Source organism: bacterium SCSIO 12696 (genome assembly GCA_024397955.1).
Lineage (GTDB): Bacteria > Pseudomonadota > Gammaproteobacteria > Pseudomonadales > Porticoccaceae > SCSIO-12696.
In genome coordinates this window covers 638,044-652,012 of the sequence record CP073744.1, presented here as the reverse complement: position 1 = coordinate 652,012, position 13,969 = coordinate 638,044, and the positions used below count along the sequence as shown (strand labels likewise).

Annotated in this window: 12 protein-coding genes; 5 read left to right on the top strand and 7 right to left on the bottom strand. The window is 52.7% G+C overall.

Going from position 1 to position 13,969, the window contains the following annotated elements; translation table 11 throughout:
• Nucleotides 1–110 precede the first annotated feature (110 nt).
• From KFE80_02995 to ylqF, 3 genes are read right to left on the bottom strand one after another with little or no spacing between them, the layout of a single operon-like run.
• Nucleotides 111–983, bottom strand: a complete 873-nt coding sequence (locus KFE80_02995) for a GntR family transcriptional regulator (protein ID UTW45892.1) — start codon at nt 981–983, stop codon at nt 111–113.
• Entirely contained in the window at nt 980–1,702 is a 723-nt protein-coding gene (locus tag KFE80_02990) for a hypothetical protein (GenBank protein ID UTW45891.1), read from the bottom strand. The genes KFE80_02995 and KFE80_02990 overlap by 4 nt, the downstream gene beginning before the upstream one ends.
• The gene (gene ylqF, locus KFE80_02985; GenBank protein UTW45890.1) at nt 1,702–2,640 is read right to left on the bottom strand and encodes a ribosome biogenesis GTPase YlqF; all 939 of its coding nucleotides are present in this window, start codon (nt 2,638–2,640) and stop codon (nt 1,702–1,704) included. The genes KFE80_02990 and ylqF overlap by 1 nt, the downstream gene beginning before the upstream one ends.
• Nucleotides 2,641–2,774: 134 nt before the next feature.
• Between ylqF and rdgC the strand changes: the two genes are divergently transcribed.
• Nucleotides 2,775–3,695 (top strand): recombination-associated protein RdgC, encoded by a 921-nt coding sequence (gene rdgC, locus KFE80_02980; GenBank protein ID UTW45889.1) that lies wholly within the window; start codon nt 2,775–2,777, stop codon nt 3,693–3,695.
• 3 nt (nt 3,696–3,698) lie between these two features.
• Here rdgC and KFE80_02975 read toward each other — a convergent pair whose 3' ends face one another.
• Complete coding sequence (locus KFE80_02975; GenBank protein ID UTW45888.1) at nt 3,699–4,979, bottom strand: glycosyltransferase family 4 protein; 1,281 nt, start codon at nt 4,977–4,979, stop codon at nt 3,699–3,701.
• Between the two features lie 76 nt (nt 4,980–5,055).
• Between KFE80_02975 and KFE80_02970 the strand changes: the two genes are divergently transcribed.
• Nucleotides 5,056–5,853: a zinc-dependent peptidase gene (locus tag KFE80_02970; GenBank protein ID UTW46600.1), complete on the top strand. Its 798-nt coding sequence runs from the start codon at nt 5,056–5,058 to the stop codon at nt 5,851–5,853.
• 13 nt (nt 5,854–5,866) lie between these two features.
• On the opposite strand, the gene KFE80_02965 is transcribed toward KFE80_02970, so the two are convergent.
• Nucleotides 5,867–6,307 carry a YchJ family protein gene (locus KFE80_02965; GenBank protein UTW45887.1) on the bottom strand — a complete coding sequence of 147 codons (441 nt, stop codon included), beginning with the start codon at nt 6,305–6,307 and terminating at the stop codon, nt 5,867–5,869.
• 105 nt (nt 6,308–6,412) lie between these two features.
• On the opposite strand from KFE80_02965, the gene rapA reads away from it, so the two are divergent.
• On the top strand, nt 6,413–9,277 hold the full coding sequence (rapA, locus tag KFE80_02960) for an RNA polymerase-associated protein RapA (protein UTW45886.1): 2,865 nt from the start codon (nt 6,413–6,415) through the stop codon (nt 9,275–9,277).
• On the opposite strand, the gene KFE80_02955 is transcribed toward rapA, so the two are convergent.
• Nucleotides 9,267–9,659, bottom strand: a complete 393-nt coding sequence (locus KFE80_02955) for a hypothetical protein (protein UTW45885.1) — start codon at nt 9,657–9,659, stop codon at nt 9,267–9,269. The genes rapA and KFE80_02955 overlap by 11 nt on opposite strands.
• Nucleotides 9,656–11,236, bottom strand: coding sequence for a PDZ domain-containing protein (locus KFE80_02950; GenBank protein UTW46599.1), 1,581 nt, complete (start codon nt 11,234–11,236; stop codon nt 9,656–9,658). Before KFE80_02950 ends, KFE80_02955 begins: the two co-directional genes overlap by 4 nt.
• A 171-nt stretch (nt 11,237–11,407) precedes the next feature.
• On the opposite strand from KFE80_02950, the gene KFE80_02945 reads away from it, so the two are divergent.
• Entirely contained in the window at nt 11,408–12,058 is a 651-nt protein-coding gene (locus KFE80_02945; protein UTW45884.1) for a response regulator, read from the top strand.
• A complete protein-coding gene (gene uvrC, locus KFE80_02940) occupies nt 12,055–13,884 on the top strand; it encodes an excinuclease ABC subunit UvrC (GenBank protein ID UTW45883.1) in 1,830 nt (609 codons plus the stop codon). The genes KFE80_02945 and uvrC overlap by 4 nt, the downstream gene beginning before the upstream one ends.
• Nucleotides 13,885–13,969 lie beyond the last annotated feature (85 nt).

Below are 13,969 nucleotides of genomic sequence, written 5' to 3'. Positions count from 1 at the left end.
AGAGTTTTTAAAGTGTTAGGTTTTTAAATTCATATCAGAGTTCTCGAAAACAATCATAACGAGGGTCATGCTGCTTGCCAAGCAGACCTCAAAAACCGTTAAAGATCGATTTAACGGTATTGCTGGTATAAGGTAATCTGGTCCGCCTCTATGCGAATCAGCTTCTGCTTATACAACCCACCCAGCGCCTTTTTATAACTCCCTTTGCTCACCTTAAACTGCGCATAAATCGCTTCCGGCAGGCTTTTGTCGGTCAGGTAAGAAACCCCGCCTTGGGATTCCAGGTAATCCAGAATCTGTTGTTGTAATTGATCTCGTGATGCTTTGTTGTGCTTTTGCAGGCACAGGTTAATGCGGCCATCGTCGCGAATGTCTTTAATAAACCCGTCAATTTTTTTGCCGATCTGTATGCCTTGCAAGGCTTCACTTTTGTGCAGCAATCCCAGGTGAGTGCCGTCAATCACTGCTTTATAGCCCATATCGGTGCGGCCGCTTATCAGCAGTTTTACCGGCAATCCGGGGCTGAAGTTGCCATCAGCGGTCTCTGGCAGAAAACGGTTGAGTTTAGTGCTACCAGCTATGCGCTGGCTGGCGTTGTCCACATAGGCGAATACAGTGTAGCTGTAGCCTTCGCGCATAGGCTTGCTTTGTTCGCCAAAGGGCACCAGCAAGTCTTTGGCCAGCCCCCAGTCCATAAAGGCGCCGATTTTATTCACTTCCACACATTTTAAATGGGCGCAGCGGCCAACCTGAACCCGCGGGCGTTGGGTGGTGGCGATGGGTTGGTCGTCGCTATCTAGGTACACAAATACTTTAACGAGGTCGCCGGGCTTGCAGTTCTCCGGTATGAACTTGTTAGGCAGTAAAATTTCACCCAGCTCGCCGCCATCCAGATACATGCCAAAATCCAGTTGTTTTACCACTCGAAGCTGATTGGTTTTGCCGAGAATATCTGTGCTGCTGGTGGGGTAGGGATTGCTCATTTGGGTTGCTCGGTGCTCTCTTTTTGCTCAGGGCTGTTTTCTTGCTCAAGGGTTTGTTGCTGCAGCTGTTGTTGTATAAGGGGCTGGCGCAACAGGTGGAAGTGCTTGGGGGCAATGTATTGTAAGGTTTCTTTGCCGTTGGGGTTGAGCGCAATATCCAAGCCTTTTTCCGGGTACAGAAAATGTCGGCTGTCACCCAGCTTGATAATTTCAGTGGCCTTACCAAAGCGGCCTTCAATAATTTCTTCATCCAGGTTAATGGTGGGGATAAAACTCAGGGTTTTAACGACCAGTTCCTGGTTGCTGTCTAATTGGGAAAGTTCTACATCAAAGCGGCGAGAGCCAGTGCCCAAATATTCGCCGCCCGCAGACTGCTCTGCCAGTTGTGCCGCTATTTGTGGTGATGCGTTGGAGGCCACCACCAGCTTGCCAGTAAAGGCGCCACTGTGAAAGCGGCTGTAGTACATTTCCAAACTGGCGATATCGTCGTTGCCAATCAGTACCGCCACTTCCCGATCCCAGCCCAGTAATTGGGCGGCGTCGACAAATTGTGTTTCGCCCAGCTGGATGCCGAATACGGAGCTGCTACCGTCTTCGTGAACCGCAATATTCCATGGTGGGGTGATTCGACTGCCATTGCCAGCGGGCTCCGGTTTAAACAGAAAAAATGCACCCACGACAAAAGCGGCGGTGAGGATAACAATCGTTAAAGATTTCATTAATTACTTCCTTTGCGCCGCTGTTTTCGGGCTTGTTTTTTTGCTTCTTTTTTGGCACGGATAATGTCCAGCTCTGCCACTTCCTGTTCCATCTCTGCTGGGGTTTCCAACGTCAGTGGGCCAACGGTGCCGGCCCGCAATTCGGTGAGCAGTATCTTGGATACTTTGTCCAAATCCACCCGGCCACCGCCACCCAGGCAACCCCGTCGAGCGCCAATCAGTTCCAGCAGTTCCAGGGCAGGCGAGGGACTGTGTTCATCGGGCAGCTGGGCAATACCGTAACGCTCGGCCACTTGTTCCGGGTAATTGGCCAGCAAAAAGTCGGCGGCGAAAAAGGCTACGTCGTCGTGGTCGATGGCGGTGTCTTTGATGGCACCGGTGACCGCCAACCGATAACCGGTATTGCGGTTTTCCAGGTTGGCCCAGAGCACACCCGGTGTATCATGCAATACGATGCCGTTACGCAGGTTAATACGCTGTTGCCCTTTGGTAACGGCCGGTTCGTTGCCGGTTTTGGCAATGGTGCGCCCGGCCAGCAGGTTGATCAGGGTGGATTTGCCCACATTGGGAATGCCCATAATCATGGCGTTGATGCTTTTCACGCCCTCGTATTTGTGAGGCAGCATTTTGCGGCACAGTTCGGTGATCTGCAGGGCTCGGCTAGGGTCGTCGGTGGTAATTGCCAGGGTTTTTACACCTTGCTCCTGCTCCAGGTATTCCTGCCACAGGGCGGTGCGCTCAGGGTCGGCCAGGTCGCTTTTGCTCAGCACCTTGATGCAGGGCTTATCGCCACGAATACTACGAATCATGGGGTTTTCGCTGCTGAACGGAATGCGCGCGTCCAGCACTTCGATAATAAGGTCTACCTCCGGCAAGAGCTTTTTCATCTCTTTGCTGGCTTTGTGCATATGGCCGGGGTACCACTGAATTTGCTGCATGGCTGGAGCTGGTTGTGAGCGGGGCCGCCATTTTAGCAGAGCGGTTAATTTTTGTGGCCTGGGAACCTCTGATTAAGTCCAAGTTTTGCTATAGTGCGCCGCCTCAAAATAATGACTATCGAGCTGTTTGATCTATGTGGTTTAAAAATATCCAGGTATTCCGTTTTACCAAGCCTTTTGATGTTGATGAAAAGACCCTCCACGACCAGCTGGCGGAGCAGGCTTTTACCCCCTGTGGCAGCCAGGATGTTAGCCGCACTGGCTGGGTGCGCCCCTTAGGCGGGGAGGAGGGACTGTTCCTGCACAACAGCAATGGCTTTCAGATGCTGGCTGCCAAGCGCCAGGACAAGGTATTGCCCGCCGCCGTAGTGAATGAGCAGGTGCAGGAAAAGGTTGAGGATATCGAAGCGGAGCAGGGCCGTAAGGTGGGCCGTAAAGAGCGTCAGGAGATCAAAGACGAGATGATCTTTTCTTTGCTGCCCAGGGCGTTTGTACGCTCGCGCATTCAGCACGGTTATCTGGACAGCAAACACCAGTTATTGGTGGTCAATTCCGCCTCAGCCAAAGGCGGGGAAGAGTTTTGCGAGGGTTTACGGGCAGCAGTAGGTTCACTGCCGGTAATTCCGCTGACTACCATGGATACACCAGCCCAAGTGATGACCAGCTGGTTGCAATCCGGCAACGCCCCGGAAGGCTTTGAACTGGGCACCGAATGCGAGCTGCGTGATCCCAGTGATGAGGGCGGCGTTATCCGCTGTAAAAACCAGCTGCTGACGGCCGACGAAATCCGCAACCACATTCAAGCGGGCATGTATGTGAGCAAAATTGAGCTGGTATCAAAAAGCGGTATTTCCTGCCTGGTGGATGAAAAATTCACCATCAAGCGCATTCGCTACGGGGATATGATTCAGGATAAAGCGGATGAGGTGTACACCAGCGACTCCGCGGAACGCTTTGATGTGGACTTTTCCATTATGACGCTGGAGCTGGCGGATTTGATTAAAGGATTGCTGGCGGCGTTTGGTGGGGAGAATACAGATTCAATTTCAGAGTAATCGCTATGCCGGTTTGCTCACTTCCGCTAACCGATTTTTGGCCTCGATCCATTGCCCCATAAACTGGGTGCTGCGGTGGTGATGGTGGCGCAGCATGGCACCGATAAAATTGTTTTGCCGCCGTTGTTGCTGCTCTGCCATTGCCTGTTCAAGCTTGGTAATCAGTTCCGGGAACTGCCGTTGTCTGTCGAACAACTTGTGGGCAATAGCAAAGCCGTTTTGCTGCGCGCTGAGCCAAGTGCTCCGGTTTGTGTAAAGTTTTACAGCGGCTTCGGCAAATTGCTCTGGGTTATTACACACCCCGCCACCCCAGGGTAAACCCGCAGTCATGGCTTCTGCGCCAATATCGGTGGTTACGGATGGTGTGCCACAGAGCATGCCATCTGCCAGCTTGCCCTTTATGCCCGCACCAAAACGCAGAGGTGCCAAGTTGACGCGGGCGCTTTTCATCACTTCAAACGCATCTTCTGCCCAGCCCTTGATCAAAAAGCCTTCTTTTTTGTTGTGTAGAGCCGTTGCTTTGGGAGATGGGTAGGCACCGTAGATATGCAGTTCAGCTTCAGGCAGTTGTTTGCGTGCTAACTCTTTTCGTATCAGCGGCCATATGGTTTGTTTTAAATACAACACCGCGTCCCAGTTGGGGGCGTGGCGAAAATTGCCGATGGATATAAAGTGCTGGCGCTGTTCGAAAGTGGGCAGGCCACTGCTATCCAGCCCCTCTACATTTAACCCCTCTATATCAAGCATAAAGGGGCAGTGGTGCAACAGAGTGGAGGGTACTGAAAAGCGCTCTTTGAGCAGCTGAATTTCGTAGTCAGAAATCATCAGAGTCAGGTCGCTACGGAAGATGGCGGCCACTTCTCGCAACGCCATATCACTGGTTAAATCAGCATCTTCCATGGCCCGGTTTTGGCGATGGGCTTTATGTCGAGCATCCCGCAGGCAATGCAGGTCTTCGCTGTCCAGCACTCGCAGGGCATCCGGACACTGTTTTTCTACCCGCCAACCGTACTGTTCTTCACTGACAAAGCGGTCAAATATCACAATGTCTGGCTGTAACTCGCCAACGTAATCATCAAAGCTGGCGTCATTAATCAAAATACTTTTCGTGGTTACCCCCAAGGCAGTGAGGTCCACCATATGCTCAGTGGGCGCCGCTGCACTGGCGAAATGTACGTTCCAGCCTTGTTCCTGAAAACACTCAATAAGCTGCATGATCCGGGCACCAGCGGCGGAAGAGTTGGGTTCTGGCCAGACGTAGCCAACAATCAGGATAGTTGTCACAATGGATGCCTGAATAAATGGTGACAGGCATCATAAAGGAATCCTTGATGTGGCAATAGAGCTCTATTTTGCAGTGATGCTGTTGGTGGTGGCAGCGGTGGTATTTTGGGTGTGGGTTTTGCCCAAGCGGCGCTTACAGCAGGCGGTGAACAGGCCGTTTGCTACAGAGTGGGAGGCCATACTGACCCGCAACAATACCGCTTACCAGCGCCTTACCGCAGAACAGCAACGTGAGTTGCAGAAGCTGATCAAAATATTTCTGCACAACAAGGAATTTGTGGGTTGTGATGGCCTGATTATTACCGATGAAATTCGTTTAACCGTTGCCGCCGAGGCTTGCTTGTTGCTGCTCAACCGAGTGACCAGCGTATACGGCAAATTGCGTTACATCTATATTTACCCGTCCCCCTACATGGCCCCTCACCAGGAATTGGAGGAAGGTGGCGTTGTCAGCCACCAGATGCAGGGGCGGGCAGGGGAGTCCTGGCAGAGCGGTAAGATTGTGCTCGCCTGGGATCAGGCTTTGCACGGTGTCAGGAATTTTGACGACGGACGCAATTTGATTCTCCATGAGTTTGCCCACCAGTTGGATCAGGAATCTGGCAGCGCTAATGGTGCGCCATTGATGGAAAAAGCCTCCAGCTATCGCAGCTGGGCACAGGTACTTTCCCATGAGTTTGAGTTCCTGCAAGAAGATATGGCGCGGGGTCACAGCACACTGTTGGATCATTACGGCGCTACCAACCCCGCAGAGTTTTTTGCCGTTGTCACCGAGACGTTTTACGAACAGCCCACACAGATGGCCCGGCAGCATCCGGAGCTGTTTGAGCAGTTAAAGGGGTATTACAAGATTGATCCGAGGGAGTTGCAATAAACCCAGCAGTGTATCAGCCATGACATTTCTTAAACTTCTTGCCACTGCCGCAAGGGCAGGGGTCATTGCGGTTGATCTTTGCAGCTGGCAATAGCTGGCCATCCAGGTAATACCAGTGACCGTTTTCGTAGACAAAATTGGAACGTTCGTGAAGTTGGCCCAGCTCTCCATCCTCTTCATAGGTGGCGATAAACTCCACCGTGTTATCGGTTTCGCTGGCGATGATTTGCAGGTTCAACCAGCGGGTGTTGCTCATCGATTGTTGTAGTTCCAAGTGCTCGTTTGGAGTGCGTCTGCTGGGGTGATGGCTGGTTATCAGGTAGTCGATTAAGCCTGTGCTGAAGGCGCTGTAACGAGAGCGCATCAGGGCCTCGGCGCTGCTGGCGGGGGTGCCGAGGTGAATTGGTTGGCAACAATCTTGATAGGTTAGTGATGATCCACAGGGGCAGTTCATAAGTTAAATTCCCGCATACAGAGACGGCAATTGTGTCACAACTTTCACAGCCTAACGGGTATAATGTGCGGCTACGTATTTGCAGTTGTATTCAGTGAGATTCCTTTGTCGATAACCCTATATATTCCCGGCCAGCGCTGGGTCAGTAATACTGAGTCTGAAGCGGGCTTAGGGATTGTTGTGGAAGCCAACAACCGCCGGGTAACCATCAGTTTTCCGGCCATTGGTGAACAACGTACCTATGCCACAGACAATGCGCCTTTAAGCCGTGTGCGCTACAACGTTGGGGATCAGATTCGCAGCGCCGATGGTGACACGCTAAACGTGCTGGAAGTGCGTGAAGAAGGTGGCTATATCTCCTACCTTGGGCTTGATGCCAGCGGCAGCCAACAGTTGTTGGAAGAACTGGACTTGGACAGCTTTGTTCAATTTAGCAAGCCACAGGATCGTTTGTTTGCTGGCCAGATAGACAAACTCAGCCGTTTTGAGTTGCGCCAGCAGGCGCTAACGCACCATCACAACCATCAGCTCAGCCCCGTGCTGGGTTTGCTGGGTGCACGTGTACAGCTATTGCCCCACCAGTTGTATATCGCCCATGAAGTAGCTACCCGCCACGCACCCCGCGTATTGCTGGCGGATGAAGTGGGCTTGGGTAAAACCATTGAGGCTGGCTTGGTTATTCATCAGCAGCTGGTTTCTGGCCGTGCCAATCGAGTGCTGATTGTGGTGCCTGACAGCCTGATTCACCAGTGGCTGGTAGAAATGCTGCGTCGCTTTAATTTGATGTTCACCATTCTTGATGAAGATCGGTGCGACGCGTTGGCAGAGCAAGATGGCAACGAGTTCAACCCCTTTGAAAGCGCACAACTGGTGCTTTGTCAGTTGTCCTTCTTTACGGCCCACGAGCAACGTCTGCAGCAGGCAATGGATGCGCACTGGGACTTAATGGTGGTGGACGAAGCCCATCACCTGCAGTGGAGTGAGCAGCAGGTAAGCCCGGAATACGCCTGTGTGGAAAGTTTGGCCAAGCATGTGCAGGGCTTGTTGTTGTTAACAGCGACGCCGGAGCAGCTGGGCATTGAAAGCCACTTTGCCCGCCTGAGATTGCTGGATCCTGACCGTTATTACGATCTGCAAACATTTTGTAATGAAGAGGGTGAATACCAGCGTGTCAGTGAACTGGTGGAGCAGTTAAACAGTACTGACATGGCGGACAAGTTAAGCCAAACACCCCTGTTTCAAGAGCAGTTGGAGCACTATCTGGGAAACGATGCCCCACGTTTAATTGATGGTTTGCAAGGCGAAAACAGCGAACAGGCGAAACAAGAAATTATTACGTCACTGTTAGATCGCCATGGCACTGGTCGGGTGCTGTTTCGCAACACCCGAGATGCGGTAGCGGGTTTTCCCGAACGCCATTTAAAACCCTATAAGCTGCCAACGCCGAAAGAGTATTTAAACGCCACTGACAATGCTTCCCTTGATGCCCTGATTCGCCCGGAACAATTACTGGGTGAGGGCTGGCTGGCCTTGGACCCACGGGTGAAATGGCTGGTAGATTGGCTGGCAGACAATCGTGACCAAAAAGCATTGGTTATCTGCGCTTCTGCCACCACCGCAGAACAACTGGAAGAACATCTGAACCTGCGTGTCGGGGTGCATTCTGCAGTATTCCATGAAGGTTTGAGTTTGGTGCAGCGGGATCGCGCTGCGGCGTATTTTGCCGATGAAGACGAAAGTGCACAGATATTGGTGTGCTCTGAAATTGGCAGCGAAGGGCGAAATTTCCAGTTTGCCCGTCACCTGGTGATGTTTGATTTGCCGCTAAACCCGGATTTATTGGAGCAACGTATTGGCCGCCTGGATCGCATCGGCCAGCGCCACGATGTGCAGATTCACGTGCCGTTTTACGACACCGGTGCCCAGTTTAATTTGCTGCGTTGGTACCACGATGGGCTCAATGGCTTTGAACGGGTATGTCCGGTGGCCAGCGCGATTCAAGGTCAGTTTGAAGAAAGGTTGCACCAGTGTTTGTTGCAGGGGGATAGTGAAGCAACAGAACAGTTGGTGACGGATGCCCGGATAGCCACTGATGCCGCTCTGCATCAATTTCAGCAGGGCAGAGATCGCCTGCTGGAAATGAATTCTTGCCACCCGGAAAAAGCCGAAGAGGTGGTGGCTCAGGTAGCAGAGGCGGAAAGCCCCCAGAAATTGCACAGCTTTATGGAGCAGGTGTTTGACCAGTATGGGGTGGAGCACAACCACCACAGCCTGGATGCCCTGGTTCTTGAGCCGAGCGATCATATGCACTGTGAACAGTTTCCTGGCTTGTTAGAAGATGGCATGACCGTGACTTTCAGCCGCCATAAAGCTTTGAGCCGGGAGGAGATGCACTTCCTTAGCTGGGAACACCCTATGGTTACCGGTGCTATGGAAATGATTGCCGGTAGCGATTTTGGCAATACCGCGCTCTGTACGATCAAATTGCCGCCTTTAAAGCCGGGCACCTTGTTACTGGAAACTGTGTTTACCTTACAGTGCTCCGCACCACGTGCATTGCAAGTACAACGCTATTTGCCTGCCAGCAGTGTGCGAGTGGTGGTGGAATCCAGTGGTCGTGATTTGAGCGCGGTTATTACAAAAGATCACTTACAGCGTCTGGGCAAGAAGGTGGCTATGGCTACCGCCCAAGAACTGGTACGCCATGCGCGCGGGCAAATCAGTGAGTTGGTCGAAAAGGCGGAGGTGATTGCCGGTGGCCAACAAGCGGATCTTGTTGATCAGGCCGTGGAGAAAATGCAGCAACAGCAGCAGCTGGAACTGCAGCGTTTACAGGCATTGGCGGCGGTGAATCCCAATATCCGCAGTGAAGAGGTGGCTCACCTGCAAGAGATAATCGAACAATTACAAAGCTATTTGTCTGGGGCTGAGTTGCGACTGGATTCTCTGCGGGTCGCGATTACGGTGTAGCCGGTAGGCAACTGGCCCCGGCAATAACCAGCTGGCGTTTGCTTTCGACGTGCTCCAGCTGGCAATGCCCATCGACCAACCACAGGCGAAAGTGGTCGGGGCGCTCAAAGCTGCGCCCCAGTTTTGGTGGCTCGATAATCACTTCGTGGTTGTTGTAAAAAGCGTCTGCTGCCAGAGTGACTGAGGCACCATTTAGCATAAAAGAAATAATGTCGCTAAACGGGTGAGTCGTTTCATTGTCTTCGGCGGGTGCCAGTATCGCTGGTACGCCGGTCGGTGCGGAAGGGTGTTGGCAACCTCCTAACAGCCCGCAGATAATGAGCAATCGAAGCGGTTTTATTGGCCGCTTACCGATAGCGCATTTTTGCAGCAGGCTAGTCATTGCAAGATACGGTTTTGCAGCCACAGTGGCTTGGCAACGACGCCTTCACCGGGTGTTTCCAGTGCCGTACTACTGTTTCCGATTCGCTGGCGGGCGATCACAGCGGTTGGGGTGGGGCATGTGCGGCTGGTGCGATAGGTTAGCGCTGTCGATAACAGGGCTTCGCTGGTGTCTCCCAGCGGTTTGGAAAAATCGTCTGCTACGGCACAGCCTTCAAGGATCTCACCAATGTTGGTGGTGGCGTTCTGGGGCGAAAAACCATCGCTGTAATCGCTAAAACCGATGTCGTTTTCACCGGCAAACTGAATCGTAAAATAAGTGGTGCCGCAGTTGTCCTGCGGGTAAAAGCCATAGGGTTTGCCGCAAGTTGTAGAGCCAATTTGAATCACATCCACATTAATGCCATTTAGGCTATTCATAATAGATTCACTGGCAGAGCAGGTATTGCTGCTGGTGAGCACAAATACCCGCGACAGGTTAAGGCTGGGCAGTGCTTGGCCAGCGGTGGCGGAAAACCCCGCTGTGGTTGTGCGAAATGGTGTGGGTTGCAAGGACTCGCCGGTAACCGGGTTGGTGGTTTGGTGTTTGTCGTTAAAAACCAGGCGCTCGAAGGTGCGCCCATTGGTTGTTGCAGGCCCTGCGATCATGTACGCCAACTGGCTGGCAATGGTTAAAAAGCCGCCGCCGTTGTAACGCAAATCCAGTATCAGGTCAGAGACATTGGCGTTGTCCAGTTGTGTTACCGCATCCAGCAGCTGTTGTTCAGCAGTAGCGATGTGGTCATTAAACAAGATGTAGCCCACGTTGCCACTGGCGGTGGGGATTACATTGCTGATGAGTACTGGTGTAGAGGTGACATTGGCCGATTGCAATGTGACATCAAAGTTCGTATTGGTAGCCTGGGATCTCAAGGTAAACTGGTGGCTCTCGTTAGCCGACGACGGAAACAAGCCTGCATTGAGGGTGTTTACCTGGGCCTGGGTGCCATCGTTTACAGCATCAATACCGTCCACATTTAACACTTCGTCGCCGCGCCTGATGCCCGCATTGTCTGCGGCTGAGCCGGGCTCCACGTACGCCACCACAATTCTTCTCGGTGGGGTTGTCGCCAATGTGGCAAAGCTCGCACCGTAACCCGCAGCAACACCGGATTGGGATAGCTGCCGATACTCTTCGGTATCAAAGGTAAAATGAAACCGATCCCTGGGGTTGCCACTACTGGTTAACTGGTCGGTTTTCAGAACGTCAAAGTAGCTGGCAGTGCTGGTGAAGCTCGCCGGATTCTGGTCGACGATTTCCCGATACCACAAGTAAAGATCATTGCTCCAGGAGCGCAGCCAGTAGTTTTCCAAAAGCGTTGATCCTGCTCGGTCCGGATAAGCCCCACCGGTTGCTGGATTGATGCCTGTTCGCGGTGTTTGGCAGCGGGCAGCAAAGTTACTTGCCGGCTCAAATACCCCTTGTTGAAAGGTTGGAGCGGCGCTGGTTGGACCAGAGCCTGTTTGCCCGGAGCCCGTGTTACCGTTGCTATTGCCACCACCGCCACCGCAAGCAGCTAATATTAAACAAGCAAACAGGGCGACTGGATATTTGAGTGGTGACCTATTCACAGGTTCACATCCGTTTAATGCCTTTGATGAAATGATAATAAAGTGAGCCTAGCCAAAAGCAACTGTTTAAGCGCCAATCGTGTAGGAAATATCTTACAAGGGTGCTAGTCTATAAACGCCAATTCTGGGGGGAATTTGATGATACGCGTAGTACTGGTAGATGATCACGACCTGGTGCGTTTGGGTATTCGCCGCCTTTTATCAGAAGTGCCTGAAATTGAAGTTATTGCAGAGGGCACCTGTGGCGAAGAAGCCATCAATCTGGTGCGAGACCACCAGCCGGATGTTGTGTTTATGGACATTCGTATGCCCGGCATGGGGGGCGTTGAAGCCACTTCACGGATTACCTCTTTACATCCAAAGGTAACGGTTATTGGGCTCAGTGCCGCCAGCGACGAATTGTACCCGGCTAAATTGCTGCGCGCTGGTGCCAAGGGCTACATCACCAAAAACGCAGAATCTGCAGAGATCAAAATAGCCTTGGAAACCATCCTCAATGGCAAGCCTTATATCAGCCCGCAAATTGCCCAGCAAATGGCCATGGGCAGTTTGTCAGGGGTGGCGGGTGAATCCCCGTTTTCCCAGCTGACTGAGCGAGAGCTGCAAATTGCCCAAATGATTACCAGTGGCCACAGGGCCAACGAAGTGGCTGCGGTACTGCGCATCAGCCCTAAAACCATCAATACCCACAAATACCGCATCTACGACAAGATTGGTGTGAGCAATGACGTTGAACTGACCCTGGCCGCTGTGCGCCACGGTTTGGTAGATCCCGCTGAAAGCCTATGACACAGGGCTTTGACAGTGCCGCCTTTCTCAAACAGCTGACTCAGCGGCCGGGCATTTATCAAATGCTCGATGCTAGCGATAAAGTGCTTTATGTGGGTAAGGCCAAGAACTTGCGCAAGCGGGTGAGCAGTTATTTCCGCAACACTGGCCTGGCACCAAAAACCCGAGCATTGGTTAGCCGGATTGCCGGGGTAGAGGTGACGGTTACCGAAACCGAATCCGAAGCGTTGATTCTTGAGCAGAACCTGATTAAGCAGTATCGCCCACCGTACAATATCCTGCTGCGCGACGATAAATCCTACCCGTATATTTTTCTGTCTGACCGGGACAAGTTCCCCCGTTTGGGATTTTATCGGGGTATGAAGCAGCGCAAAGGCAGCTATTTTGGGCCATTTCCCAGCGTTCAGGCGGTACGGGAAACCCTGAGTTTTTTGCAAAAGACCTTTCGCGTACGCCAATGCCAGGACAGTTTTTTTCGCAACCGCTCCAGGCCCTGCCTGCAATACCAGATCAAGCGCTGTACCGCTCCCTGTGTGGGCTTGGTGAACGAAGAAGACTACAAAAGAGACGTAAAACACAGCCGCCTGTTTTTAGAGGGTACGACCGGCTCCCTGATGAAAGAGCTGGAACAGCAAATGGAACAGGCGGCTGAGCAACTCGCGTTTGAGCGAGCGGCGGAACTGCGTGACCAGATAGCTTCGTTGCGCAAGGTTCAGGCTCAGCAGGTGATTGAATCAGGCAGTGGCAACTGCGACGTAGTAGCTGCGGCCATGGAAGGGGATCACAGCTGTGTGCATGTGCTCTACATTCGCCGTGGCCGCATATTGGGCAGCCGCAGTTATCACCCAAAGGTGCCATTGGCCACCAGTGTGACTGAATTGTTGGCGGACTTTGTGCCGCAACTCTATTTGCGGGGCAGGGGTGCGGCGGATCCGCCGGATGAGATTGTGGTCAATGCTGAGTTGCCTGACTACAAGCTGATCGAGCAGGTACTCAGTGAGCAGACTGGCCGTCGTATGCAACTCAAGCACCAGGTGCGTGGCACTCGTACTCGCTGGCTTGAACTGGCCAGCCGAACCGCCAGCGAAAACCTGTCTGGCCGAGTGGCTGCACTGGCATCATTAAACAGCCGCTTCGAATCTTTGGGGCAGTTGCTGGAGCTTGATGACGTGCCTCAGCGACTCGAGTGTTTTGATATCAGCCACAGCAGTGGTGAAGCAACGGTGGCCTCCTGCGTGGTGTTCGACCATAGTGGCCCGGCAAAGTCGGACTATCGCCGCTTCAATATCGATGGCATCACCCCCGGCGACGACTATGCGGCCATGGCCCAGGCTCTGAAGCGGCGTTATACCCGGCTGCAAAAGGGGGAAGGTAAATTGCCGGATGTCTTACTGATTGATGGCGGTAAGGGCCAGATGCACAAAGCGGCAGAGATTCTTGCTGAGCTGGGTGTGGTGGGTGTTGCTCTGGTGGGAATTGCCAAAGGGGTTACTCGAAAGCCGGGCCTGGAAACCCTTTACCTGGCCACGGAACAGGGCGATCGTGAACTCACCGCAGAGCAGTCCGTATTGCATTTGATTCAGCAGGTTCGGGATGAGGCGCACCGCTTTGCTATTACCGGCCACAAGCAGCGAAGAGACAAAAAGCGCCGCACCTCGCCCCTTGAAGGCATACCCGGTGTTGGCCCCAAACGACGCCGTGAATTGCTGAAATTCTTTGGTGGTTTGCAGCAAGTGCAGCAAGCCGGGGTCAGTGATTTGGCCAGAGTGCCAACTATTAGTCGAAAACTGGCAGAAACTATTTACAGTGCCCTGCACAACGAGTAACTTGAAATTCCAAGTCAGTAACTGTGAGCGTAGCGACTGGCTTAAAAACGAGCAAACTATACTGAGAACGGCAAACTGAGCCCCC

What these genes read in the sequence shown, in the direction of transcription:
- KFE80_02995 (UTW45892.1), bottom strand. Translation starts at nt 983, where the DNA reads ATGAGCAATCCCTACCCCACCAGCAGCACAGATATTCTCGGCAAAACC.
- KFE80_02970 (UTW46600.1), top strand. Translation starts at nt 5,056, where the DNA reads ATGCTGTTGGTGGTGGCAGCGGTGGTATTTTGGGTGTGGGTTTTGCCC.
- ylqF (UTW45890.1), bottom strand. Translation starts at nt 2,640, where the DNA reads ATGCAGCAAATTCAGTGGTACCCCGGCCATATGCACAAAGCCAGCAAA.
- KFE80_02990 (UTW45891.1), bottom strand. Translation starts at nt 1,702, where the DNA reads ATGAAATCTTTAACGATTGTTATCCTCACCGCCGCTTTTGTCGTGGGT.
- uvrC (UTW45883.1), top strand. Translation starts at nt 12,055, where the DNA reads ATGACACAGGGCTTTGACAGTGCCGCCTTTCTCAAACAGCTGACTCAG.
- rdgC (UTW45889.1), top strand. Translation starts at nt 2,775, where the DNA reads ATGTGGTTTAAAAATATCCAGGTATTCCGTTTTACCAAGCCTTTTGAT.
- KFE80_02955 (UTW45885.1), bottom strand. Translation starts at nt 9,659, where the DNA reads ATGACTAGCCTGCTGCAAAAATGCGCTATCGGTAAGCGGCCAATAAAA.
- KFE80_02945 (UTW45884.1), top strand. Translation starts at nt 11,408, where the DNA reads ATGATACGCGTAGTACTGGTAGATGATCACGACCTGGTGCGTTTGGGT.
- KFE80_02965 (UTW45887.1), bottom strand. Translation starts at nt 6,307, where the DNA reads ATGAACTGCCCCTGTGGATCATCACTAACCTATCAAGATTGTTGCCAA.